Raw genomic sequence first — 25,050 nt, 5'->3', positions numbered from 1 at the left:
TTGGCAGAGGCGCCGGCGCGCGCGAAGGCCTAGACTGGCCGATGCCATCACTGGCCCAGGCCGTAACCGGCCGCCCTCCCCCATCCCCGAAGGAAATGCATCATGTCGAAGAAAATCGAAGCCGAAGAAGTCACTTCCCGCCGCAAGCTGCTCGTCAGCGTCGCCGGTGTCGCCGCCGGTGCGGGCCTGCTGGCCGCCGGTGGCGCCAGCGCCGCCGCCAAGCCTGCCGCTGCCGCCAGCGCACCGGGCAAGCTCAGCGTCAATAGCGTTACCGTCAAGGACGGCACCGTCATCCACTTCAAGGACTGGGGCACGGGCACGCCCGTCGTCTTCAGCCACGGCTGGCCATTGCAGGGCGACGCCTGGGAAGACCAGATGATGTTCCTGGCCAGCCACGGCTACCGCGTGATCGCGCACGACCGCCGCGGCCACGGCCTGTCCAGCCAGCCATGGCAGGGCAATGACATGGATACCTACGCCGACGACCTGGCCACCCTGCTCGACGCGCTCGACATCAAGGGCGCGACCCTGGTCGGCCATTCGACGGGCGGCGGCGAAGTGGCGCGCTATATTGGCCGCCATGGCGAAAAGCGCGTGGCCAAGGCCGTGCTGGTGGGCGCCGTGCCGCCGCAGATGGTCAAGTCGGAGACGAATCCGGGCGGCTTGCCGATGTCGGTGTTTGACGGCATCCGCGCCGGCGTGCTGGCCGACCGCTCGCAATTTTTCAAGGACCTGACGGTGCCCTTCTTCGGCGCCAACCGTCCCGGCAACAAGGTATCGCAAGGCATGCGCGACACCTTCTGGCTGCAGGGCATGCAGTGCGGCATCAAGAACGCCTACGATTGCATCAAGCAGTTTTCCGAGACGGACTTCACGGCCGACCTGAAGAAAATCTCCGTGCCGACCCTGGTGGTGCACGGCGGTGACGACCAGATCGTGCCGATCGACGCGTCCGGCAAGGCTGCGGCAAAGCTCATCAAGAATGCCAAACTGGTCATCTATGAAGGCGCGCCGCACGGCTTGCCGGCCACCCACAAGGACCGCCTGAACGAAGACTTGCTGGCCTTTATCAAGTCCTGATCCGTTCTGCGCTCCCCGCACTGCCGGCCCGCCCGGCGGTGTTTATCGCCTCCGCCGCATAAAAAACCCGCCCGCCTCCCCCATTCGTATAACTGCCTTGCCTGACGGCGCGTGCATACTTGTTGCAGTGCGGCATCCGCCGCGACAGCGACAGGAGCACGGCGATGGCCAGCATGCATTATTTCCCTCAGACGCAAGACGCCAGCCTGGCGCACGCGCAGCGCATGGGCAGCATGGACGAATTTGCCGCATCGGTCGCGCACGAGGTGCGCCAGCCGCTGGCGGCCATCGCGCTCAATACCGACGCCGCCTTGCGCTGGCTCGACCACGATCCGCCCCGCATCGACGAGGCGCGCGCGGCGCTGGCCCTGGTCGCCAGCGCCGGCAGCCATGCCAGCGCCGTGCTGCGCAGCGTGCACGGCCTGGCCTGCAAGGCGCCGGGCAGCCACGATCATTTTGTCGCCGACGACGCCGTGCAGGACCTGCTGCCGCTGCTGCGCGCGCCACTGCAACGCCACGCCATCCACCTGGAAACGCAGCTGGCACCGGGCCGCCCGCTGCTGCACGCCGACCCGGTGCAATTCCGGCAAGTCATCCTGAATCTGCTGATGAACGCCATCGAAGCCTTGCAGGGCACGAGCGGCCGGCCGCGCACGGTGCTGCTGTCTTCGCAACTGGATGGGGGCGTGCAGCATTTCAGCATCGCCGACAATGGCGCCGGCATCGCGCCGCAGGCGGCCGGCCGCCTGTACCAGGCCCTGTATTCCAGCAAGCCGGACGGCATGGGCATGGGCCTGGCCATCTGCCGCCGCATCGTCGACGCGCATGGCGGCCGCCTGTGGCATGCGACCGGCGCGCCCCACGGCAGCGTCTTCCACTTCACCCTGCCATCACCATGAGCACAGCCATGCACACAAGCTTGCCCCCGGCCGATGCGCCGATTACCCTCTTGATCGCCGACGACCACCCGCTGATCCTGGCCGGCCTGGCCTCGCTGATCGCATCCCTGCCAGGTTTCCTCCTGCTGGGCCAGGCCGGCACGGGCCGCGCCGCCGTGGAGCTGTACCGGGAGCTGCGGCCCGACGTGGTGCTGATGGATTTGAACATGCCGGAAATGCATGGCATCGAGGCGATCGAGCGCATCTGCGCGGACGACGTGCAAGCGAAGATCGTCATCCTCACCACCTACCAGGGCGAGGACAGCGTGCACCGTGCCTTGCGCGCCGGCGCGCGCGGCTACCTGCTGAAGGATTCCGGTTTCCTGCAACTGACGCAGTGCATCCGCCAGGTGGCCGCCGGCAGGCACTATCTGCCGCCGGAACTGGCGGCGCAGCAGGCCGGCCGCATCGACGCGAACCGCCTGTCGAAACGCGAGCACGACATCCTGCTACACCTGTCCGCGGGCAAGAGCAACAAGATGATCGCGCGCAGCGCCGGCATCGAGGTGGGCACCGTGAAATTTCACGTGAATAATATTTTGACCAAGCTCAACGTATCAAGCCGCACCGAAGCGGCCACGGTGGCCGCCCGGCGCGGCTTGCTGGGCGCGTTCTAGCTGCAGGGAACCGGGGTCAGACCCGCCGGGTCTGACCCCAGCATTTACGCTGCATCATCATCCAACTTTGCCGCGGCCTTGGCCAATGTCGGCTTGGTTTCCACGCCGCTGATCTTCGGCACGCATTCGCTGCGCAGCCACGACACCGTGATGGCTTCGCCCGCCATCAGGCGCTTGACGCCGGGGACGATCTGTTCGCCGATCAGCATGCCCAGCAGACCGATCAGGGCAATCGCGGGCGGCGCCGGCGAGCGCACCTGCAGGACGGCGTAGATGATGCCAACGAGCAAGCCCACGGCCAGCGAAATCACATATAACTTCATGGCGCATTCCTTTCGATAAAAAAAACGCCGCGCGCGGTCAGGCGCGCGGCGCATGGCATAGCCGCGCGGCGATTACTTGGCCGGCACCGGCGCCAGGGTGGCGTGTTCGCCGTGAATGCGCTGCGGCGCCTTGTGCACCATCGTGTAGGCGTAGTCAACGCCCATGCCGTAGGCGCCCGAGTGTTCGCGCACGATGGCCATCACGGCGTCGTAAGTTGCCTTGTGCGCCCAGTCGCGCTGCCATTCCAGCAGCACCTGCTGCCAGGTGACCGGCACCACGCCGGCCTGGATCATGCGCTGCATGGCATAGTCGTGCGCTTCCTTCGACGTGCCGCCGGAAGCGTCGGCCACCATGTAGATTTCGTAGTCGCCTTCGAGCATCGCGCACAGGGCGAAGCTGTTGTTGCACACTTCCGTCCACAGGCCCGACACGACGACTTTCTTCTTGCCGTTGGCGGCCAGCGCATCGCGCACCTTCTGGTCATCCCAGGAATTCATCGAGCTGCGCTCGAGGATATCCTTGCCGGGGAAGACGTCCAGCAATTCCGGATAGGTATGGCCGGAGAAGCTTTCCGTCTCCACCGTGGTGATGATGGTGGGGATGTTGAACACCTTGGCGGCCTTGGCCAGGCCCACGGTATTGTTTTTCAGCGCTTGCCGGTCCATCGACTGCACGCCGAACGCCATTTGCGGCTGCTGGTCGATGAAAATGATCTGGCAATTGTCGGGGGTAAGGACTTCCAGTTTCGGATTGGTCATGATGTCATCCATGAAGACAGGGTTGAGTGGGTACTGCCGTGCATCGTATGCCCGGCGGCGTGCCCGCACCACTATCTAAATATAGGCTGGCATGTTGATTGCCTATGGGAAATACCTCCTGCACGAGGGCAGGCGCTGCGGTAAAATACCTTTTGCTCACCATGCTCCGACGACTCTTGATCGCTAACTCCTCTTTGCCAGACAACACCATGCGCAGCGATACGGCACCGATACGCATCCTCATTGCCGACGACCACCAGTTGCTGCTCGACGGCATCGCCACCTTGCTGCAGTCATTTCCGGGCGTGCAACTGGCGGGCCAGGCTACCGATGGCCAGCAGGCGGTGCAGCAGTTCGACGCGCTGCTGCCCGATGTCACGCTGATGGATTTGCAGATGCCGGTCATGAGCGGCCTTGACGCCATCGGCGCCATCCGCGCGCGCCATCCGCAGGCGCGCATCATCGTGCTGACCACCTACAAGGGCGACACGCAGGTGCTGCGCGCCATCCGCGCGGGCGCGTGCGGCTATGTGCTGAAAAGCGCGCTACGCCACGAATTGCTGGCGGCGATACAGAACGTGCACGCGGGGCGGCGCCACATCACGCCCGAGATCGAGGCGGAACTGGCCCTGTATGCGTGCAGCGACGTGCTGTCGAACCGCGAACTGGACGTGCTCAAGCAAGTCGCGCAGGGCAATTCCAACCGCGAAACAGGCGCCCTGCTGCAGATCAAGGAAGAAACCGTCAAGGCGCACATGAGCACCATCCTGGCCAAGCTGGGCGCCCGGGACCGCACCCACGCCGTCACCATCGCGCTACGGCGCGGCATCCTCGACGCCTGAGCGGCGCCAGCGCTGCCACCAGCGGCGCAACGGGCCGTGCGCCAGCGGCCAGGCGCGGCGCGCCGGCACCCGCAGGTGCCACTGCGTACCGCCTCCGTCGCGCCCGCCCACGGACAGGCGCGCACCGAGTTTCGCGGCGCGCTCGCGCATGCCGGGCATGCCCCAGTGTCCGGGAATCTGACCATTGGCCGCGACCACCGGCGGCAAGCCCTGGCCATCGTCGCGCACGAGCAGTTCGATGCCGCCGCACGCATAGCGCACCGTCACCTCGACCACCTGCGCGCGCGCATGCCGGAAGGCATTGCGCAGCGCTTCGCTGGCGATGCGGTATATCTCGTGCGCGGCGCGCGCATGCAGCAGGCGCGCCTCGCCTTCCTGCGCATAGCGGAACACGATGCCGTGCTGCGCCGCCAGCCGTTCGCCTTCGCGCTGCAGGATGACGCTCCAGCGCGCGCCGGCATCGTCGCCCGCGCGCAGGTCGTGCACATGGTCGCGTCCTTCGCCCAGCATGCGATCCGCGTCGTCGAGCGCGCGCAGCATGGCGGCGCGTGCGGGATCATCCTCGGCGATGGCCATGCTGGCATTGTGAAAGTGCAGGATCATCGCCTGCGTGCCCTGCAGCAGGGTATCGTGCAGCTCGCGCGCGATGCGTTCGCGCTCGGCCTGCTGCGCCTCCATCCGCGCCTGCAGGCGCGCGGCGTGCTCGCGCATCCGCCAGCGGCAGACGCCATACGCGGCCGCCAGCAGCGCCACCGCGCACAGGCTGCGGAACCACCAGGTCTGGTAAAAGGCGGGTAACACGCGGAACGGCAGTTGCGCCACCGCGCTGGCCACGCCGTCGCCATTGATGGCCATCACCTGGAAGCGGTAGGCGCCAGGTCCCAGGCCCGTATATTGCGCCTGACGGCGCTCGTCCGCGTTCTGCCAGTCCCTGTCATAGCCTTCCAGCCGGTAGCGGAAACGCAGGCGGGCCGGCGCGCCCAGGCTGCTGGCGTTGTAGGCGAACTGCACGCCGCGCGTGCCGGCCGGCAGGCGCTCATAATCGGCGGCGGCGACGCGCTGGCCGTCGACCATCAATACGCCGATCCCGGCCTGCGGTGCCGGCAGCGGCGGCGCAGGTTCGCGCGGGTCGATCCAGAAGGTCGCGCTCTCGCGTGAAAACCAGATTTTGCCATCATCCGCTTCGGCTATCGAGCCATTATGCAGCAAGCTCATTTTGCCGTTCAAGCCATCGGCGCCATCGTACCAGCGCGCCTGCATGGCGTAGGACGGATCGCGCAGGGCCTGCGCCACTTCGGCCGCGGCCACGCGCACGGCGCCATTGCCCGTATTGAGCCACAAGGTGCCGTCACGCGCGCGCAGCATGCCGACCACGCCGTCGAAAACGCCGGGCGCCGCGGCGCGCAGCGGCACGAAGCGCCCGCCGCGCCACAGGGCCAGGCCCTGCTGGCCGCCCGCCAGCAGCTGGCCGCCCGTTTCCAGCAGCGCCGGCACCTTGCCCAGGTCCAGCCCTTGTGCGGGACCGTAGCTGGCCAGGCGCCCGCCGTCCAGCACCGCCACGCTGCCGTCCGGATAGGACAGCCACAGGCGCCCGGCCGCATCGGCCAGCAGCGCCAGCGGCACCTTGCGCCCGCCCTCGGGCAAGGCCGGTTCGCGCCGCCATGCGCCGTCCGCGTACTGGAACACGCCGGCGCCGCTGAAAATCGCCCACAGGCTGCCGTCAGGCGCGTTCACGGCCATGCGCACCCGCTTCAACGCGGCCGCTTCCGGCGGATAGGCAATCGTCTCGAGCACCCTGCCATCGTCGCCATCGAGCCGCAGCAAGCCGGCGCGGGTGCCGACGCGGATGCCGCCCGGCGCCGCCATGATGGCCGTGACGGGACCCAGCGCAGGCGCGCGCAGCACCTTGCCGTCGGGCGCCGCCAGCATCAGCGGCGTATCGCCCTCCTTCGACAGCCACATGCGCCCGCCGGTGCCGGGCGACAGCTGCTGCGCGCGGAAGGCTTCGGGCGCCTCGGGCCCCGCGCGCGCGCTGAGGATCACGGGCGCGGCCTGGCGAAAACGGTCCAGGCCCGCATACGTGGCGACCCAGACATTGCCTTCGTTGTCGTCGCACAGGGAAGCGATCAGCACATTGCTCAAGCCATCCTTGGGCAGGAACGATTCCGTGTCGCCGCTGATGCCCAGCTGCTGCGGCCCCAGCGCGCCGGCGCTGCGCGTGCGGTGCAGGCCGAACTGGCTGTCGAACCACAGGGTGCCCTGGCGGTCGACCAGCATGCTGCCGCTGGTGCCGCTCGTATCGCGGTAGATCCAGCGGTGGTCGAGCTGGTCGTAGCGCTCAAGCGAGTCGATGATGCGGATGCCGCGCAGCTCCAGCAGATACAGGCGGCCATCCGGTCCCTGCTGCGGCGGAGCGCGCAAGTCGAGGCGGCCCACGGGCGGCGCGAAGCGCGCCTGGCCCGGCTGCCAGATAAATAAACCCTGTTCGCTGAACACACCCAGCCTGCCGTCGCGGTCCGCGAACACGGCCGAGGCCTTTTGCGCCGTGTAGCCTTGCGCCGGCCCCATCGCCTGCCAGCGCCGGCCGTCGAAGCGCGACACCCCGGCCACGCCGGCGGCCCACACGGCGCCCGTGGCGTCGATGGCGAAACCCCAGACGGAACCGGGCCGCACGCCCTGCGCCTCGCCGTAATTGCGCACCACGCCATCCTTGACATGGCTGATGCCGCCCACTTGCCAGCCCACCCACATGCCGCCGTCGGCAGCGCGCTTGAGGGCCAGAATCACCGTATCGGGAAACACACCCTGGCGCGCACGCACGGGCTCGAAACGCAGGCCGTCAAAGCGCACCAGGCCCGCATAGGTGCCCAGCCACAGGAAGCCGTCACCGCCCTGGGCGATGACGCTGATGTCGTCCGGCGCGCCATCTCTGGACGTCCAGCTGGTGTGCTGCAGCTGGTGGATGGCGCGCGCCGCGTCGATGGCCAGCGCCGGAGGGCTGAACAACAGCAGCAGCCAGCACAGCGCGGCCAGGACGGGCAGGCGCATGGCGGCTCAGGCGGCAGGCACCGCCGCGCGGCCGCTGCGATGCTGCACGATGATCAGGCCGGCGAGCAGCAGCAAGGGCACGGCCAGCGCCACGAAGCCGAAGGCCAGGTAGGCAAAGGCGGCGGCGATGGCGCCCAGCGCGAAGGCAGCCAGCGGCCAGAAAAACTTGCCGCAGCGCGCATGGGTGGCGGCATCGGCCGCGCCGCGCAGCACGTCGACGGTATCGATGACGATCTGCGTCACGTTCCCCGTCATCATGGAGGTGGGCGCCAGGTGCGCCAGCAGCAGCCGGCTGGTGGCGCTGTGCACGCCCATGGCGGCCGTGCCCAGCAAACCGGCCGCCATGGCCATGGAACTGACGTCCTTGCCGATCGGCTCGGCCAGGATGCCAAACACCATGAAGCCGGCCAGCAAGGCCCACTGCAGCAGCATCGCCAGGGTCAGCGACGGGCCGGCGCGGCGCTCGACGGCCAGCACCATCAGGCGCGTGATGGCGACGCCGGCGATAAAGGCGGGAAAAGCGAGAAACTTCAGCAGGATGGACACGCGCGAGGCATCCGCCAGGGCGGCGCCGATCAGCACGAAGTTGCCCGTGACATGGGCTGTAAACAGGCCAAACAGGGCAATAAAACCCAGGGTATCGACATACCCGGCTAAAAATCCCAGGCTGGTGCCGAACAAGCGGCTGTGTGGTGGCTGATCCATCGAATGACTCCTGATACCGTGCAATGCACTAAAAAAACAAAAAACGCGCCAGCTCCCCGGCGCCGCTGCCTGCATGGTAAGCCATGCGGCAGGCCTGCGCCCCCGTCCTTCGGCCAGTGCGCCACGCTCCACCTGATCTTTTGGCCCGTGTTCAAGCGCGGGACGTCCGCTACACTGGCCGACGTGACTTTCGCGCCGCGCACGCGGCCCTCCCCGCACCGCAACCATGGAGCTGCACCATGCCAGAACACACCCTCCCCGCCGCCGCCCCCTTGATACTGCTCAACGGCTGCTTCCATACCGTCGATAAAAGCTGCCCGCAAGCGAGCGCGGTGGCCATCGCCGACGGCAAATTCCTCGCCGTCGGCGATCTTGAAGACGTCATGCGCCACCGCGCGCCCGACAGCCGCGTGATCGACCTCGGTGGCCGCACGGTGATTCCCGGCCTGAACGACTCGCACCTGCACCTGATCCGCGGCGGCTTGAACTACAACCTGGAATTGCGCTGGGAAGGCGTGCCGTCGCTGGCCGACGCCCTGCGCATGCTGAAAGAACAGGCGCTGCGCACGCCGAATCCGCAATGGGTGCGCGTCGTCGGCGGCTGGAACGAATTCCAGTTCGCGGAAAAGCGCATGCCTACCCTCGATGAAATCAACGCGGCCGCGCCCGACACGCCCGTCTTCATCCTGCACCTGTACGACCGCGCCCTGCTGAACCGCGCCGCCCTGCGCGTGGTCGGCTACGACAAGAACACGCCGAACCCGCCCGGCGGCGAAATCGTGCGCGACGCTGCCGGCAACCCCACGGGCATGCTGATCGCCCGTCCGAACGCCATGATTTTATATGCGACCCTGGCCAAGGGTCCAACCCTGCCGCGCGAATTGCAAGTCAATTCCACGCGCCAGTTCATGCGCGAACTCAATCGCCTGGGCCTGACCAGCGCCATCGACGCGGGCGGCGGCTTCCAGAATTATCCGGAAGACTACGCGGTGGTCGATCAACTGGCAAGCGAAGGGCAGCTGACGATACGCATCGCCTACAACCTGTTCACGCAAAACAAGGGCCGCGAGCTGGAAGACTTTGAAAAATGGACGGAGATGGTCACGCCGGGCCAGGGCGACGATTACTACCGTCATAACGGCGCCGGCGAAATGCTGGTGTTTTCCGCCGCCGACTTCGAGGATTTCCTCGAGCCGCGCCCGGACCTGGCGCCTGGCATGGACGACGAACTGGAAAAAGTCGTGCGCCACCTGGTGTCGAAACGCTGGCCCTTCCGCCTGCACGCCACCTATGACGAATCGATAGAGCGCATGCTGACGGTATTTGAAAAGGTCAACCGCGATATCCCGTTCGACGGCCTGCACTGGATGTTCGACCACTGCGAAACCATCACGCCGAAAAACATCGACCGAGTCAAGGCGCTGGGCGGCGGCATCGCCATCCAGCACCGCATGGCCTTCCAGGGCGAATACTTCGTCGACCGCTACGGCGCGGAAGCGGCCAAGGCCACGCCACCGATCGCGCGCATGCTTGCTTCGGGCGTGCCAGTGGGCGGCGGCACCGATGCCACCAGGGTCGCCAGCTACAATCCGTGGACGGCGCTATACTGGCTGGTATCAGGCCGCACTGTGGGCGGCTTGCGCCTGTACGACGCGGGCAGCCGTCTGTCGCGCGACACGGCGCTGGAACTGTGGACGGCGGGCAGCGCCTGGTTCTCCAGCGAGCAAGGCAAGAAGGGCCGCATCCAGGAAGGCATGCTGGCCGACCTGGCCGTGCTGAGCGCGGACTTTTTCAGCATCGATGAAGAAGCGATCAAGTCGATCGAGTCCGTGCTTACCATCGTCGGCGGCAAGATCGTCTATGGACAGGCGGAATTTACCAAGCTGGCGCCGCCTCCAATTCCCGTGCTGCCCGATTGGTCGCCCGTGAAAAACGTGGCCGGCCACTACCGCTCTGCGCCGCCGCAAAAGACCAGCGTCATGCAGCAGCACCAGTGCCAGGGCGCCTGCGGCGTGCACGCCCACGCCCACGACGTGGCGCGCAAGAGTTCCGTGCCCGTTTCCAGCCATTCCGGCTTCTGGGGCGCGCTGGGATGCAGCTGCTTTGCGTTCTGAGGTGCGTATGGCGCGCGTGTTTTCATGCGCCGCCGGTGCCCTGGCACTGGCGGCAGCCATGCCCGCCGCGGCACAGGACAATGTGCAGCTGTATGGCCGCCTGAACGTGGCGCTCGAAGCGCTGCATGGTGGCGGTAGCGGCGACAAGGTGCAGCGGGTCTCCAACAACCGCTCGGTACTCGGTTTTCGCGGCAGCGAAGACCTGGGCGGCGGCTGGCAGGCGCTGTTCCAGGTCGAGGGCACCTTGGCGCCCGACACGGGAGCGGGATCCATCGCCGCGCGCGACACGCGTGTCGGCATTGCCGGGCCGTGGGGCACGCTGTTTGCCGGTAACTGGACCCTGCCCTACAACAGCGCCACCTCCGCGCTCGACCCGTTCTACCCCACCACGGCCGGCTACATGAGCCTGATGGGCAACGGCGCGGGCGCCACCGAAAGCAATATCAGCAACGTGTACTCGTTCGACCGGCGCCAACAAAACAGCGTGCATTACTGGACACCGCAGTGGCAGGGCTGGTCGCTGCGCGTGGCGCGCGGCATGGCGGAAGAACGGCCGGCCAGCGGTGCGCATCCGGCGCTGACGTCGGCCGCCCTGCTCTACGACGGCGGCGCCCTGTACGCCAGCCTGGCGCAGGAAGAGCATCACGACTACCAGGGGCGCGGGCTCTCCGACCGTGGGAGCAAGCTGGCCCTGGCATGGAGGATAGACAGCGCCTCGCAGCTGGCGGTGGCGCTGGAAAGCCTGCGCTACGCCACGGCCACGGGCGATCTGCGCCGACGCACGGTGTATGTCTCCGCCACGCGCCAGTTCGGCCGCCACGGCCTGCGCTTCGGCCTGGCCCACGCGAAAAGCGCCACCGGCAGCGCGCTGGAAACCATCGGCACCGTGCGCGCGGGAGCCGGTACGGGCGCCACCCACGCCACCGCCGGCTACGACTACCAGCTGTCGAAACGCAGCAGCCTGTATGCCTACTACACGCGCCTGGCCAACGGCCGCAACGGCATCGCCGGCTTTGCCATCAACAGCCTGGGACGCGATGGGGAAACAAAGGGCGCCACCTTGTCGGGCGTGGCGCTGGGTATCAAACACAACTTCTGAAGCACAACTTCTGAGGCACGGTTTTCGTGGACAGCCCTGCGCGCGGAGCGTACAGTCTGCGTTCCGCAACCAGGGCAGGCATCTGCGAACAAGCACCATGAAGCGAGCATCAGCGCCAGCACCCAGCGACTGGGTCAGGTGCGCCGAACCGGTACAGGGAATCGAACGCATCGAAGCGTGGTTCCAGGGCAAGGCCTACGCCATGCACCGCCATGACACCTACGCCATCGGCCGCACGCTGGCGGGCGTGCAGCGTTTCAGCTACCGCCGCGGCCAGCGCGACAGCCTGCCCGGCAATACCATGATCCTGCATCCCGACGAGGCCCACGATGGCCAGGCGGGTACCGACGCCGGCTTCCGTTACCGCATGCTGTATATCGAACCGGCGCTGTTCCAGGACGTGCTGGGCGGACGCGCGCTGCCCTTCATCGAAGGCGGCGTGTCGACCGATCCCCGCCTGGCGGCGGCCACCTGCGCCCTGCTGCCGCACGACGGCCACCCGCTCGAGGCGCTGGAGCAGAGCGAGGCGCTGGCCGAACTGGCGCATGCGCTGGCGGCGGCGGCCGGCACGCCGGCGCAGCGTCCAAAAGGCGACTTCCTGGCGGCGCGACGCGCGCGCGACTACCTGCAGGCGCACTGCACGCGCGCCGTCACCCTGGCGGAACTCGAAGCGGCGACGGGACGCGATCGCTGGAGCCTGTCGCACGACTTTCGCGTGTTTTATGGCACCAGCCCGTACCGCTATCTGACGATGCGGCGCCTGGAGATGGTGCGGCGCCTGCTCTTGGGTGGCGCCACGCTCGCCTCGGCCGCCATGGCCGCGGGCTTCGCCGACCAGAGCCACATGACGCGGCATTTCCTGAAAACCCATGGGCTGACGCCTGGCCGCTGGCTGCGTTACGCCGGCGGCGCCAGCACGCGCTGAAAACACTCCCGATCGTTCAATACGGCCGGCAAGCAGCCGCGTATTCTGGCTGCATCGCCACTTGAACGGAGCACAGCATGCCAATCACCACCACCACGCGCGGCCAGGGCCAATCCATCGACCTGGCTCAAGGTGGTCAAGGTACTGGGTGAATTCCAGTGGCACCGGCACGCCGACACGGACGAAACCTTCATCGTGCTGGAAGGCGAATTAAGCATCGCCCTGCGCGGCCCCGGCTACGCGGAAGGACACGCCATCGTGCTGCGCGCCGGCCAGATGGCGGTGGTGCCTCGTGGCGTCGAACACAAACCGTGCGCCCTTGCCGAAACCAGGCTGCTGCTGATCGAGCCGCGCGGCGTGGTCAACACGGGCGACGGCGACGGGGATGAGCGCACTGTGCAGAACGATCAGTGGATATGACGCCGGAAGGATGACAAAAACAAAAAACCCGCCGACTTTTGCAAGTCAAGCGGGTTTTCTGATGAAACTTGGTGCCGTTGGCCGGAATCGAACTGGCGACCTTCACATTACGAATGTGCTGCTCTACCAACTGAGCTACAACGGCGAAGACCCACATTCTACAAACAATGCACAAAATTTGCTAGTGTCAACGCGAACTTTTTTGCATTTTTTTAGCGGCCCGGCTGCGGGCCGCTGAAAATCGTGGAAAAGTGCGGCTTTTATTCCGCGTGGTAGGCCGTGACGCGGGCCACTTCGTCTTTCGAACCGAGGAAGACGGGCACGCGCTGGTGCAGCTTGTGCGGGGCGATGTCCATGATGCGCTGCTGGCCGTCGGTGGCGGCGCCGCCCGCTTGCTCGACGATGAAGGCCATCGGGTTCGCTTCGTACATCAGGCGCAGCTTGCCCGGCATCGAGGTGTCGCGCAGGTCGGCCGGGTACATGAAGATGCCGCCGCGGTTCAGGATGCGGTGCACGTCAGCCACCATCGAGGCGATCCAGCGCATGTTGAAATTGGTGCCGCGCGGGCCCGTGTCGCCGGCCAGCAGTTCATCGACATAGCGTTTCACAGGCGGGTGCCAGTGGCGCGCGTTCGACATGTTGATGGCAAATTCCTTCGTCGTCGGCGGAATCTGCATATTGCTTTGCGTGAGCACCCACGAACCCATTTCGCGGTCCAGGGTGAAGCAGTTCACGCCATTGCCGAAGGTCAGCACCAGCATGGTTTGCGGGCCGTACACGGCGTAGCCGGCCGCCACTTGCTTGCTGCCTGCCTGCATGAAGTCCTGCTCCGTCGGCTGCCCCATGCCGTCCGGCGCCTTCAGCACAGAGAAGATGGTGCCGATCGAGACGTTGACGTCGATGTTCGACGAGCCATCGAGTGGGTCGAACAACAGCATGTATTCGCCCTTCGGATAGCGGTTCGGGATCGGGTGGATCGATTCCATCTCTTCCGACGCCATGGCCGCCAGGTGGCCGCCCCATTCGTTCGCTTCCAGCAGGATCTCGTTGGAGATGATGTCGAGTTTTTTCTGTACTTCGCCCTGCACGTTTTCCGTGTCCGCCGTGCCCAGCACTTCACCGAGGGCACCCTTGCCGACGGCGTGGCTGATGGTTTTGCAGGCGCGCGCGACGACTTCGATCAGCAGGCGCAGTTCGGCCGGAATGCTGTTGTTCGAGCGCTGCTCTTCGACCAGGTATTGCGTAAGACTGATGCGTTTCATGAAACCCCTTAGTTAGTGTTTTAAATACGTCTCGTTCGGTGCCTGTCGGCTTACGCGCCTATGGCGCTAAGCCGACCTACAAATAATGAATCCCGTTGCATACGCGTAGGTCGGATTAGCCCGCAGGGCGTCATCCGACGTGCCATCAATTGGCCAGCGCCTTGCTGACGACTTCCATCACGTCATTCGACAGACTGGCCTGGCCGGCGACTTTTTCCAGCGCGTCGCGCATGTGGCTTTGCAGCGCCGGCACGTAACGGCGCCAGCGGTCCATGGAGCGCGCCAGGCGGGCCGCCACTTGCGGGTTCAGGGCGTCGAGCGCGATCACTTGTTCGGCCCAGAAGGCGTAGCCACTGCCATCTGCCGCATGGAATTGCGACGGATTGCCGTTGGTGAAATTGAAGATCAGGCTGCGCGCGCGGTTCGGATTTTTCAAGGTGAAGGCCGGATGCGTCATCAGCTGGCGCACGGCTTGCACGTCGGTCGTTGGCGCGGCAGCCTGCATGGCGAACCACTTGTCGACCACCAGCGCCTCGTTCTCGAAATCGCTATAGAAGCTGGTCAGCGCCGCCTGCGCGTGCGGCTGCGAACCCGAATGGATCAAGGCGCCCAGGGCCGCGGCGCGGTCGGTCATGTTGCCCGCATTGTCGAACTGCAGCCGCGCCAGGTCCAGCTCCGCCGCTTCGGGCGCGATCAACAGATACGACAGCGCCAGGTTTTTCAACGCGCGCTTGCCGGCCGACAGGGCGTCGGGACTGTAATCGCCCGGCGTCTGATTGGCGTGGTATTGCGCCAGCAGTTCGGGCTTCAGGGCTGCGGCAATCGTGCGGCGCATGAACTGGCGCGCCGCGTGGATCGCCTGCGGGTCGACTTGCGCCATGCGCTCGGCGATGATGGTTTCCGACGGCAGGATCAGGGCCAGCTCGCGGAAGGCGGGATCGAGCGTGTCGTCGGCCAGCAAGGCGCGCTGCGCTGCGATGAAGGTGTCGTCCAGCGCCAGGGTCTCGCCGGCGGCGACGGCACCGGTCAGTTTCAGCAGACGTTCCATGGCCAGGCGCTGGCCCGCTTCCCAGCGGTTCACGGGGTCGCTGTCGTGGCGGAACAGGTGCAGCAGTTCGGCATCCGTGTAGTCGTATTCCAGCACCACGGGCGCGGAAAAGTCGCGCAGCAGCGACGGCACGGGCGCTTCCATCACATTCGTAAAACGGAAAGTTTGTGACGCTTGCGTCAATTCCAGCACGACGCTGGTGGCGCCGTTCGAGGCCACGCCATCGACGTACAGCGGCAGGTCGCCGCCGTCCGCTGCCAGCAAGCCGACGGTGACGGGGATGTGGAACGGCAGTTTTTTCGGCTGGCCCGGCGTGGCGGGGCAGCTTTGCGCCAGGGTCAGCTCGAACGTCCGGCTGTCAGCATCGTAGCGCGTGGAGGCTTGCACGATGGGCGTGCCGGCCTGGCTGTACCAGCGCTCGAACTGGCTAAAATCGCGGCCATTCGCATCGGCCATGGCGGCGCGGAAGTCGTCACACTGGACGGCCTGGCCATCGTGGCGTTCAAAATACAGGTCCATGCCCTTGCGGAAACCGTCGCGCCCCACCAGGGTCTGATACATGCGCACCACTTCGGCGCCCTTTTCGTAGATCGTGACCGTGTAAAAGTTATTGATCTCGACAAAGGAGTCGGGACGTACGGGATGCGCCATCGGACCCGCGTCTTCGGGGAACTGCGCCTGGCGCAGGGTGCGCACCTGGTCGATGCGCGTAACGGCGCGGCCCGTGTCCGTGCCGATCATGTCGGCCGAGAATTCCTGATCGCGGAACACCGTCAAGCCTTCCTTCAGCGACAGCTGGAACCAGTCGCGGCACGTGACCCTGTTGCCGGTCCAGTTGTGGAAGTATTCGTGGCCGACCACCGCTTCGATGCCCGCGTAATCGACGTCGGTCGCCACGCGCGAATTGGCCAGCACATACTTGGTATTGAAGATGTTCAAACCCTTGTTTTCCATGGCGCCCATGTTGAAGTCGCCCACGGCGACAATCATGAAGCGGTCCAGGTCCAGCTCCAGGCCGAAGCGTTCCTCGTCCCAGCGAATGGAATTTTTCAGCGACTGCATGGCATAGTCGGTTTTATCGAGGTTGCCGTCTTCCACCCACACCTGCAGCAGCACTTCGCGGCCCGACTTCAGGGTGTAGCGTTCTTCCTGGCAGACCAGGCGCGCGGCGACCAGCGCGAACAGGTAGGACGGCTTCTTGAACGGATCTTCCCACTTGGCGTAATGGCGGCCGTCGCCGAGGTCGCCCTCTTCGATCAGGTTACCGTTCGACAGCAGCACCGGATAGTGTTCCTTGTCGGCGCGCAGCATGACCGTGTATTTGGCCATCACGTCAGGGCGGTCCGGAAAGAAGGTGATGCGGCGGAAGCCTTCCGCTTCGCACTGCGTGAAGAAATTATGGTTCGACACGTACAGGCCGGACAGCGAGGTATTGTCCTGCGGCGCCAGCACGGTTTCGATATCGAGCGTAACATCGTCCGGAGCCTTGGGGATGGTCAGCATGCTGGCCGTCAGCTTGTACTGCGACGGCTTCAACACTTTGCCATTCAGGCGCACCATCACCAGTTCGATGTGTTCGCCGTGCAATTCGATGCTGCGGCTGGTGCTGGCCGGGTTATGGCGCATGTGAATCCGGCTCGCCACCACTGTGCGGGCGGGATCGAGATCGAAACCAAGTTCGACGCTGTCGACCAGGAAGCTGGGCGGCGTGTAATCTTTGCGGTAAATCGTCTGAGGGCTGTCTGTGCGCATAGGGATTTGGGTGGGAGCGGAGGCAAAAGCCTATTTTACCAACACCAGCCCCCGATCGTCGCGATTCAGGCCAGGAATGTTGGATTCCCTTACACGCCGACATGCTCGGTAACATTCTGTAATAATGAATAGAAACAAATAGAACTATTCTTATAATACTAAGCGATGAATTGTGTCTACTATCAGGAGGTCATGCAATGAAACGTTATCTCACCATCATGATGGCCGCATTGACCGTGTTGCTGACCGGATGCGCCACCACCATACGCAGCGATGTGACCGTCTTCCACGAGTGGCCTGCGCAATTGCAGGACAAATCCTATGCATTTGAAGCGCCAGCGGCCGAACACGACACGCTGGAATACCGCAGCTACCAGAACCTGGTGCGCGCGGAACTGGCCAAGCACGGCTTCGGTGAAGCTTCCGGCCCTGCCGCAGCCAATTTGCGCGTGGCGATGCAGTTTTCCACCGTCGACTATCCCGAGCGTGTGCTGCAGGCGTCCGATCCATTCTGGAATGGCCCCGGCTACTGGCCTGGCCGCTACGGCTACCGCTATGGCGCATGGCCAGGCTATGGCCGCTTTGGCTACAACCCCTACTGGTTTGGTCCGCTGGACATGGAAGAAACCGTGCGCCATAAATATGAACGCGAACTGCGCGTGACGATCAATGACCGCAACGGCAAGAAACTGTACGACGTGACCGTACAATCGACCAGCAACAAGCGCGCCACGTCGCAAGTGATGCCCGCCATGGTGGCCAGCGCCTTTGCCGACTTCCCCGGCCAGAGCGGCGTACCGCGCAAAGTGGAAGTAAAAGTGGAATAAGTCACTGACGCTTTAAAAAAAAGAACCGGCTGGTGCAGCAATGCGCCAGCCGGTTTTTTTCATCTAAGAATAATACGCCTCGGCCGCAAAGGTCAGCGCGCCGATCAGGGCCACGGCCAATAACAGCACGATCAGCAGGCGGCCGAACTTCGGCGTGCCGTCACTGCCGCCGCTCATGGCACGATGATGGTCGAGCCGGTCGTCTTGCGCCCTTCCAGATCCGTGTGCGCCTGGGCGATATTGGCCAGGCTGTAGCGCTGATTGATTTCGATCTGCACTTCGCCGCTGCTGACGACGCCGAACAGCGAGGTGGCCATCTCTTCCAGGTTGGCGCGGTTCGAGGCATAGCTGAACAGGGCCGGACGCGTAATGAACAGCGAGCCGCGCGAAGCCAGTTCGCTGAGCGTAAACGCCGGCACGGGACCGGAGGCGTTACCGAAGCTGACCATCATGCCCAGCGGCGCCAGGCAGTCGAGCGAGCCCGTAAACGTGTCCTTGCCGATGGAATCGTAAACCACCGAGACGCCCTTGCCGCCCGTGATTTCGCGCACGCGCTCGACAAAGTTTTCCGTGTTGTAGTTGATGACGTGGGCCGCGCCGTGCGCCTTGGCCAGCGCCACCTTTTCATCGGAGCCGGCCGTGCCGATCAGATTCACGCCCAGCACTTTCGCCCACTGGCAGGCGATCAGGCCCACACCGCCCGCGGCCGCGTGGAACAGGATGGTGTCGCCCGCCTTCAGGGCCACCGTGCGGTGGAACAGGTATTGCACCGTCAATCCTTGCAGCATCATGGCGGCGGCCGTATCGAAAGCTATGCGCTCAGGCAACACCAGCAGCAGGGCCGCCGGCAAGTTGCGCTGCTGCGCATACGCGCCATTGATGCGCGCCGCATACGCCACCCGGTCACCCACCTTCACTTCCGTGACGCCCTCGCCCACCGCCTCGACGATGCCCGCGCCCTCGACACCGAGGCCATTGGGCAGCGGCTGCGGGTACAAGCCCGTGCGGAAATACACGTCGATGAAATTGAGGCCGATGGCCTCGTGTTTCACGCGCGCCTCGCCAGGGCCGGGCGGCGGCAGTTCCACGTCCACATACTCCATCACTTCCGGGCCGCCCGTGCGCTGTACGCGGATGGCCTTGGTGGTAATCGTTGCGCTCATGCTCATCTCCTCGTGTAGGTTGATCAGGCGGCAGCAACGGCCTGCGCCTGCAATTGCGACAGCACCAGGTGCGCCGACGACAGATTCGTTGCGCACGCCACGTTGTGCACGTCGCAGGCGCGCACCAGGGCATTGATGTCCGGCTCATGCGGCTGCGGCGTCATCGGGTCGCGCAGGAAGATCACGCAATCGATCAAGCCTTCCACCAGCAGCGAGCCGATCTGCAAGTCGCCGCCGAACGGACCGGAATGCTTGCGCTCGACGGACAGGCCCAGCTCATTGATCAGACGGCCACCCGTGGTGCCCGTGGCCGACAGTTCGCAACCCTTCAAAAAGTCCAGGTATTCGCCCGCCAGGGTAATCATGTCATCTTTTTTCTTGTCGTGGGCAATCAGGGCGATGCGTGTTTTCATGGTGAGAACTTTTCAGTGGGTGGAGGAATTATTTCTTTTTCGACAGCAAGTAAATCCCGGCGAGCACAAGGCTGGTGCCAGCCAGTTGCCAGTTGGTGATCGGTTCATCGAGAATCATGGCGCCCAGGAACAGGGTTGACACGGGGCCAATCATGCCCGCCTGCGACGCGACGGGCGCGCCGATGCGCTCGACGGCGATCATCGTCATGAAGACGGGCATCACCGTGCAAAAGATACCATTGAGCAAGGACAAGCCATACACGGGCATGGGCTGGATCAGCAGCTCGACGGGGCGCAGGATGAAGAATTGGGCGATACAGGCAAAGCTGGCCACGCACATCGCGTAGGAAACGAGCCGCATCGAACCGATGCGTTTCACCAGCTCGCCCGAACCGAGCAGATACACGGCATACGCACAGGCCGAGCCCAGCACGAGCGTCGACCCCAGCGCCACATTGCTGGCGCCGCCCTGCAAGTCATGCACGAACACCAGCACAATGCCGCAGTAGGACGTGAGCAAGGCCAGCCACTGCAAACGGCTGATGCTCTGCTTGAAGTACACGGTGGTAATCAGCAGCACGAAGGTGGGCGTGAGGAACAGGATCAGGCGCTCCAGCCCCACGGAAATGTATTGCAGGCCCAGGAAATCCAGGTAGCTGGACAGGTAGTAGCCGACGAGCCCCAGCCCGACCAGGCGCCAGCGGTCGCGGTTTGACAGCGGCGGCTCCGTGCGCATCTTCCACCAGGCGATGACGGCGAACACGGGCAGCGAAAAGATCATCCTGAAAGCGATCAGGGTGACGGCGTCGATCTGGTAGCGGTACAGCAGCTTGGCGACGATGGCCTTGGTGGAAAACAGCACCGCCCCGCCCACGGCGATGGCCAGGCCACCGAGGTAGACGGAACGGGGAAGCGAAGATGGGGTTGCTTGCGGGGAACTGGAGCTCATGTCCAGATTGTAAGGCAAAAGTTGGGGTCAGACCCGACGGGTCTGACCCCGGCCCTTGCTTTGGGCTTACATTTACGCCACCACCACCGCCACCGTCCCAGCATTGACCGTCGCCGTCGTCACGCGTGCAATCACGTTCGCGGGGGCCGCCGTGCCGATCAGTTTATTCACTTGCTTGAACTGCGCCACCAGCTTGCCCGGCGTCAAGGTCACCACCGTGTAGCCCTGCGCATCCGTGTTCAAATGCTTGATCCACGGGTTGTTGCCCAGGCCGGACAATTGCTGCGCCAGGCCCAGCAAGGTCCCACTGAAGTCAGTGCTCGCTTTCAAGCCAGCCTGCACGGCAGCGACCGTGGCGTCCAGTTGCGCTTCCGGCACGCCCTTGGCGGCCAGGGCGCCGCGCAGTTGCACGCGCAATTGCTCCAGCAGGCTGTCGACGGTGGGCGCGGCCTTGCCCATGGTGTAGTCGAGCAGGTTGATGTCGAGATTGACCGTGCCCAGGCCCGTGACGGGGATGGCCAGCGGATAGCTGACGAGGGTGCCGATATTGCCCATGCTGCCGGCCGCCGACTTCAGGTAGCTGAAGAAGGAATCGGAGCTGACGCCGGCCGACACCAGGTCGACCATGACGGGCGTGCCGCCACCGGCTGCGTCGAAGTCGTCGCTGACGGTGCCGGCAAAGAACGAGTGGATATCGCCGGTCAGCGCCACCACGTTGCCGATGGCATTGTTTTTCAGGTGCGCCATCAGATTCTTGCGCTCGCTGTTGTAGCCGTCCCACTGGTCGCAATTGAGCAGGAAGCGCGTGAAGAATGGCGCCAGCGCCGCTTGCTGGCCCGATGCGGCCACAAAGCTCGATGCGGCGCCCTTGGCCTGCACGTCGGGCTTGATCCAGCCGAAGGCGATCACTTGCGCGGCGGCGGCCGGCGAAGCACTGTTGTAGGCCGCTACAGTGATGCCGGCCTGGGCCGCGCTCAAGCCAGCGCCTATGGCGGCGGCGCCCTGGGCGCTGGCGTTCGCTGCCGCGCCGGCAATCGCCATGGCCGCCGCTTGCGCCACGTTTTGCGCCGCTCCCGCTGTGGAAGCTGCCACGATGGCCGACGCCAATGGCACGCTGCCGCCCACCAGCGGCAAGGTGCTGGCGATGGCCTGCCCCACGTTGGTCATCGCGCTCAGGGCCAGCAAGGTGGCAATCGCATCCGTGCCATTGAGACCCATGCGCAGCAGCGACACTTCATTGCCCCACAGCTTCCAGGTGGAGGTCGCCGCCTTCATCTTGCTTTTCCACCAGTCGCGCTGGGTCGTGCCCAACATGCCGACGGCGGCCAGCGGGTCGGCGCCGGCCTTGGTGGCTGCCGCCATTTTCTGTCCTTCCACGCTGTCGAACAGCGCTTGCGGCACCAGGTAGCGGCTGCCGACGCTGCCCAGCGGCTTGCCCGTGGCCGGGTTGACGGTCGACTCGGCGATCGCATGATCGGCGCGGTACAGGCGCTCATCCGTCATCACCAGCTGCATCAGTTTGCCGAACTGGAAATCGCGGTAAATCTGGATGTTCTGGAATGTTGTCGCGGCGGCATCGAACGTGACGTCGGCCGGCATGTATTCGAACCACGCCTGGTTGGCGCTGCGGCGGCGCGCCGGCTGGTGCAAATCGCTGCCGTCCGTCGCCACGATGCCTTCATAGGTGGAAGCGTCCTGCCAGGCATCGTCCGTGAACTCGTGGTCATCCCAGACGGCGATGAAGGCGAAGCGCTCGTGCACGGCTTGCAGGCGCGCATCGGTGCGGTATTTCTTGTACAGGTAGCGGTAATCGGCCACGGTGGTCGCGTATTTGGCGCCGGACGTGCCGCTTTTATACGTGCCGTCGGGCAATTTCAGCTGGTCGTGGCGGCTTTCCACGGCGCCGCTCTGGAAGGCCTCGCCCACCGTTTCATAGATGTAATCGCCCAGGTGGACGATGAAGTCCAGGCTTTCATTGGCGGTGATGTACGACAGCGCGCCCCAGTGGTTGATGCTCCAGTCCTGGCACGTCAGGTAGGCGAACTGCAGCTGGGACACGTCGGCGGTGGCGGCGGGCGCCGTCTTGAAGCGGCCCACGTTCGAGCGCACGTCGCCGGCGATGAACTGGTAAAAATACACCTGGCCCGGCTGCAAGCCCGTCACCTTGTGGCGCAGGGTATTGTCGAAATCGGCTTTCAGGGGCAGCTTGGCGTCGACGATGGGCGTTCCCGTCAGGGCCGTATTGCCGCCCAGAGCGGCCGTATTGTCGCTGGCGCTGACGATCAGGCGCACGGCCACGTCGGACTTGCCGGCCACGGCGGGCGCGACGGCGTCGAAACTTGCGGGCACGACGCGCGTCCACAGCATGGCGCTGTCGGCGCGCGGATCGCCCGAAGCCACGCTTTGCGGGAATTTCCAGTCGCTGCCCGAGGCCAGCGGCACGCCAGGATCGCTGTAATCGGTGCTGCCGCAGGCGGCCAGGCCGACGGTGGCCACGGAGACGGTAATAAAGCCGCCCAATTTCAGAAATTGCCGCCTGTCCATTTGACTTGCCATGATGTCGCGCCCTCGATATGGTGAAAGCGCGTCACTTTAGCAACAGATTGTGTCATCCTGATGACGGGGCCATGCCGCTTCGCAAGGGGCCGATATGCTAAAATGTCGGCCACAATTGAACACCCGTCTAAGGAAGATTCGACATGGCAGGACATAGCAAATGGGCCAATATCAAGCATAAAAAGGCTGCCACCGATGCCAAGCGCGGCAAAATCTGGACGCGCCTGATCAAGGAAATCACGGTCGCGGCCCGCATGGGCGGCGCCGACGCCATCACCAATCCGCGCCTGCGCCTGGCGGTCGACAAGGCGGCTGACGCCAATATGCCAAAAGACAACGTCCAGCGCGCGATCAACCGCGGCAGCGGCGGCGTCGATGGCGCCAACTACGAAGAAGTGCGCTACGAAGGCTACGGCGTGGGCGGCGCGGCCGTCATCGTCGAATGCATGACCGACAACAAGGTACGCACGGTGGCCGAGGTGCGCAACGCCTTCAACAAGAACGGCGGCAACATGGGCAACGAAGGCTCCGTCGCCTTCATGTTCCAGCACTGCGGCCAGTTGTTGTTCGCGCCGGGCACCGACGAAGACAAGCTGATGGAAGCGGCCCTGGAAGCGGGCGCCGACGACGTCATCGCCGATGAAGAAGGCGGCTTCGAAGTCGTCACTCCCGTGCACGATTTCGCCACCGTCAAGGAAGCGCTGGAAGCGGCCGGCTTCAAGGCCGAAGTGGCCGAAGTCATCATGAAGCCGGCGACGGAAACCGTGTACTCGGGCGACGACGCCATCAAGATGCAAAAGCTGATCGATGCGCTGGAACTGCTGGACGATGTCCAGGAAGTGTTTACCAACGCGCTGATAGAGAATTAATTACTCTGCACTCAAGGGCGGCACCGCCGCCCTGCAACCCACATTGAACGAACGGTACCTATGAAAATTCTGGTAGTCGGCTCTGGCGGCCGCGAACACGCCCTGGCCTGGAAACTGGCCCAGTCCGAACGCATACAGATGGTGTATGTCGCGCCGGGCAATGGCGGCACCGCGCGCGATGCGCGCCTGGTCAACCTCGACATCAGCGACCCGCAATTGCTGGCCGATTTCGTTCAACAGGAACACATCAGCCTGACCGTCGTCGGCCCGGAAGTGCCGCTGGCAGCGGGCATCGTCAACCTGTTCCGCTCGCGCGGCCTGAAAATCTTCGGCCCGACGAAAGAAGCGGCGCAGCTGGAATCGTCGAAAGACTTCGCCAAGGCCTTCATGCAGCGCCACGGCATCCCGACGGCCGCCTACCAGACGTTCTCCGACGTCGCTCCCGCGCACGCCTACGTCGACGCCATCGGCGCGCCCATCGTCATCAAGGCTGACGGCCTGGCCGCCGGCAAGGGCGTGGTCGTTGCCATGACCCTGGAAGAAGCGCATCAGGCAGTCGACAATATGCTGGCCGATAACCAGTTCGGCGACGCCGGCGCGCGCATCGTCATCGAGGAATTCCTCGCCGGCGAAGAAGCGAGCTTCATCGTCATGTGCGACGGCAAGAACATCCTGCCGCTGGCCACCAGCCAGGATCACAAGCGCCTGAAGGATCACGACCAGGGCCCGAACACGGGCGGCATGGGCGCGTATTCGCCGGCGCCCATCGTCACGCCGGCCATGCATGCGCGCGTCATGCGCGAGATCATCGTGCCGACCATCCAGGGCATGGCCAAGGACGGCATCACGTTCACGGGCTTCCTGTACGCGGGCCTGATGATCGACGACAAGGGCACGCCGAAGACCTTGGAATTCAACTGCCGCATGGGCGACCCGGAAACGCAGCCCATCATGGCGCGCCTGAAGACCGACCTGGTGACCGTCATGGAGCACGCCGTCAACGGCACGCTCGACGCCGTGGAACTGGAATGGGACCGCCGCACGGCCGTTGGCGTCGTCATGGCCGCCGCCGGCTACCCGGACGATCCCGTCAAGGGCACGTCCATCGGCGACATCCCGGCCGAAACACCTGACTCCGTCACCTTCCATGCGGGCACCCGCATCGAGGGCGAACGCCTGGTCACCAACGGTGGCCGCGTGCTGTGCGTGGTGGGCCTGGGCGACAGCATCAAGATGGCGCAGAAGCAGGCATATGAAACCGTGGAAAAAATCCATTTCGACGGCGCCCAGTACCGCCGCGACATCGGCTGGCGCGGCCTGAAGCATTGATCGTCCCATAAC

20 protein-coding genes, 1 tRNA gene and 1 pseudogene are annotated in these 25,050 nt (G+C 64.9%); 11 read left to right on the top strand and 11 right to left on the bottom strand.

The window, feature by feature from the left end:
• Positions 1-102 precede the first annotated feature (102 nt).
• The 3 genes from ACPJXG_RS04830 (at position 103) to ACPJXG_RS04820 (ending at position 2,635) form a co-directional block, all read left to right on the top strand.
• Complete coding sequence (locus tag ACPJXG_RS04830; RefSeq protein ID WP_176387910.1) at positions 103-1,080, top strand: alpha/beta fold hydrolase; 978 nt, start codon at positions 103-105, stop codon at positions 1,078-1,080.
• Positions 1,081-1,244: 164 nt separating this feature from the next.
• Positions 1,245-1,979 carry a sensor histidine kinase gene (locus ACPJXG_RS04825; protein ID WP_425253574.1) on the top strand — a complete coding sequence of 245 codons (735 nt, stop codon included), beginning with the start codon at positions 1,245-1,247 and terminating at the stop codon, positions 1,977-1,979.
• A gap of 8 nt (positions 1,980-1,987) precedes the next feature.
• Positions 1,988-2,635 carry a response regulator gene (locus tag ACPJXG_RS04820; protein WP_425253573.1) on the top strand — a complete coding sequence of 216 codons (648 nt, stop codon included), beginning with the start codon at positions 1,988-1,990 and terminating at the stop codon, positions 2,633-2,635.
• Between the two features lie 44 nt (positions 2,636-2,679).
• Here the strand turns inward: ACPJXG_RS04820 and ACPJXG_RS04815 are convergent, their stop codons facing one another.
• Positions 2,680-2,958 (bottom strand): XapX domain-containing protein, encoded by a 279-nt coding sequence (locus ACPJXG_RS04815; RefSeq protein WP_425253572.1) that lies wholly within the window; start codon positions 2,956-2,958, stop codon positions 2,680-2,682.
• Positions 2,959-3,030: 72 nt separating this feature from the next.
• Positions 3,031-3,717: a hydrolase gene (locus tag ACPJXG_RS04810; protein ID WP_035828118.1), complete on the bottom strand. Its 687-nt coding sequence runs from the start codon at positions 3,715-3,717 to the stop codon at positions 3,031-3,033.
• Between the two features lie 209 nt (positions 3,718-3,926).
• Between ACPJXG_RS04810 and ACPJXG_RS04805 the strand changes: the two genes are divergently transcribed.
• Positions 3,927-4,559: a response regulator transcription factor gene (locus tag ACPJXG_RS04805; RefSeq protein ID WP_099402858.1), complete on the top strand. Its 633-nt coding sequence runs from the start codon at positions 3,927-3,929 to the stop codon at positions 4,557-4,559.
• Here the strand turns inward: ACPJXG_RS04805 and ACPJXG_RS04800 are convergent.
• Together ACPJXG_RS04800 and ACPJXG_RS04795 are read right to left on the bottom strand one after the other, a co-directional pair.
• Complete coding sequence (locus ACPJXG_RS04800; protein WP_425253571.1) at positions 4,533-7,607, bottom strand: sensor histidine kinase; 3,075 nt, start codon at positions 7,605-7,607, stop codon at positions 4,533-4,535. The genes ACPJXG_RS04805 and ACPJXG_RS04800 overlap by 27 nt on opposite strands.
• Before the next feature lie 6 nt (positions 7,608-7,613).
• Positions 7,614-8,312, bottom strand: a complete 699-nt coding sequence (locus tag ACPJXG_RS04795) for a YoaK family protein (protein WP_035821743.1) — start codon at positions 8,310-8,312, stop codon at positions 7,614-7,616.
• A 239-nt stretch (positions 8,313-8,551) separates the two neighbouring features.
• Here ACPJXG_RS04795 and ACPJXG_RS04790 point away from each other — a divergent pair, with 239 nt between their 5' ends.
• The 4 genes and pseudogenes from ACPJXG_RS04790 to ACPJXG_RS04775 all read left to right on the top strand — a co-directional run.
• Positions 8,552-10,426, top strand: a complete 1,875-nt coding sequence (locus ACPJXG_RS04790) for an amidohydrolase (protein WP_425253570.1) — start codon at positions 8,552-8,554, stop codon at positions 10,424-10,426.
• Positions 10,427-10,433: 7 nt separating this feature from the next.
• Positions 10,434-11,525 carry a porin gene (locus ACPJXG_RS04785; protein WP_425253569.1) on the top strand — a complete coding sequence of 364 codons (1,092 nt, stop codon included), beginning with the start codon at positions 10,434-10,436 and terminating at the stop codon, positions 11,523-11,525.
• Positions 11,526-11,622: 97 nt separating this feature from the next.
• Positions 11,623-12,450: an AraC family transcriptional regulator gene (locus ACPJXG_RS04780; protein ID WP_425253568.1), complete on the top strand. Its 828-nt coding sequence runs from the start codon at positions 11,623-11,625 to the stop codon at positions 12,448-12,450.
• A 126-nt stretch (positions 12,451-12,576) separates the two neighbouring features.
• Positions 12,577-12,870: pseudogene (locus ACPJXG_RS04775) on the top strand (cupin domain-containing protein); the annotation flags it as partial.
• A 69-nt stretch (positions 12,871-12,939) separates the two neighbouring features.
• Here ACPJXG_RS04775 and ACPJXG_RS04770 read toward each other — a convergent pair.
• From ACPJXG_RS04770 to pepN, 3 genes are all read right to left on the bottom strand, one after another.
• Positions 12,940-13,015 (bottom strand) — tRNA-Thr (locus ACPJXG_RS04770).
• Between the two features lie 115 nt (positions 13,016-13,130).
• Complete coding sequence (locus ACPJXG_RS04765; RefSeq protein ID WP_034747152.1) at positions 13,131-14,132, bottom strand: class 1 fructose-bisphosphatase; 1,002 nt, start codon at positions 14,130-14,132, stop codon at positions 13,131-13,133.
• A 145-nt stretch (positions 14,133-14,277) separates the two neighbouring features.
• Positions 14,278-16,932 carry an aminopeptidase N gene (pepN, locus tag ACPJXG_RS04760; RefSeq protein ID WP_425253567.1) on the bottom strand — a complete coding sequence of 885 codons (2,655 nt, stop codon included), beginning with the start codon at positions 16,930-16,932 and terminating at the stop codon, positions 14,278-14,280.
• Positions 16,933-17,129: 197 nt separating this feature from the next.
• On the opposite strand from pepN, the gene ACPJXG_RS04755 reads away from it, so the two are divergent.
• Positions 17,130-17,759 (top strand): DUF4136 domain-containing protein, encoded by a 630-nt coding sequence (locus tag ACPJXG_RS04755; protein WP_402719340.1) that lies wholly within the window; start codon positions 17,130-17,132, stop codon positions 17,757-17,759.
• Positions 17,760-17,932: 173 nt separating this feature from the next.
• Here the strand turns inward: ACPJXG_RS04755 and ACPJXG_RS04750 are convergent, their stop codons facing one another.
• The 4 genes from ACPJXG_RS04750 to ACPJXG_RS04735 all read right to left on the bottom strand — a co-directional run bounded on the left by ACPJXG_RS04750 (position 17,933) and on the right by ACPJXG_RS04735 (position 22,840).
• Positions 17,933-18,922: a quinone oxidoreductase family protein gene (locus ACPJXG_RS04750; protein WP_099402849.1), complete on the bottom strand. Its 990-nt coding sequence runs from the start codon at positions 18,920-18,922 to the stop codon at positions 17,933-17,935.
• Positions 18,923-18,945: 23 nt separating this feature from the next.
• A complete protein-coding gene (locus tag ACPJXG_RS04745; protein WP_225242468.1) occupies positions 18,946-19,335 on the bottom strand; it encodes a methylglyoxal synthase in 390 nt (129 codons plus the stop codon).
• A gap of 28 nt (positions 19,336-19,363) precedes the next feature.
• Positions 19,364-20,284, bottom strand: a complete 921-nt coding sequence (locus ACPJXG_RS04740; protein ID WP_425253566.1) for a DMT family transporter — start codon at positions 20,282-20,284, stop codon at positions 19,364-19,366.
• A gap of 72 nt (positions 20,285-20,356) precedes the next feature.
• A complete protein-coding gene (locus ACPJXG_RS04735; protein ID WP_425253565.1) occupies positions 20,357-22,840 on the bottom strand; it encodes an alkaline phosphatase D family protein in 2,484 nt (827 codons plus the stop codon).
• Positions 22,841-22,983: 143 nt separating this feature from the next.
• Here ACPJXG_RS04735 and ACPJXG_RS04730 point away from each other — a divergent pair, with 143 nt between their 5' ends.
• A complete protein-coding gene (locus ACPJXG_RS04730; RefSeq protein ID WP_034747129.1) occupies positions 22,984-23,709 on the top strand; it encodes a YebC/PmpR family DNA-binding transcriptional regulator in 726 nt (241 codons plus the stop codon).
• 60 nt (positions 23,710-23,769) lie between these two features.
• Entirely contained in the window at positions 23,770-25,038 is a 1,269-nt protein-coding gene (gene purD / locus ACPJXG_RS04725; protein WP_099402846.1) for a phosphoribosylamine--glycine ligase, read from the top strand.
• Positions 25,039-25,050 lie beyond the last annotated feature (12 nt).

Origin of the sequence: Janthinobacterium sp. NFX145 (assembly GCF_049810325.1) — a bacterium.
In the GTDB taxonomy this organism is placed as follows: domain Bacteria; phylum Pseudomonadota; class Gammaproteobacteria; order Burkholderiales; family Burkholderiaceae_D; genus Janthinobacterium; species Janthinobacterium rivuli.
The sequence above is the reverse complement of the archived record's forward strand: the minus strand, read 5'-3'. Positions and strand labels throughout refer to the sequence as shown.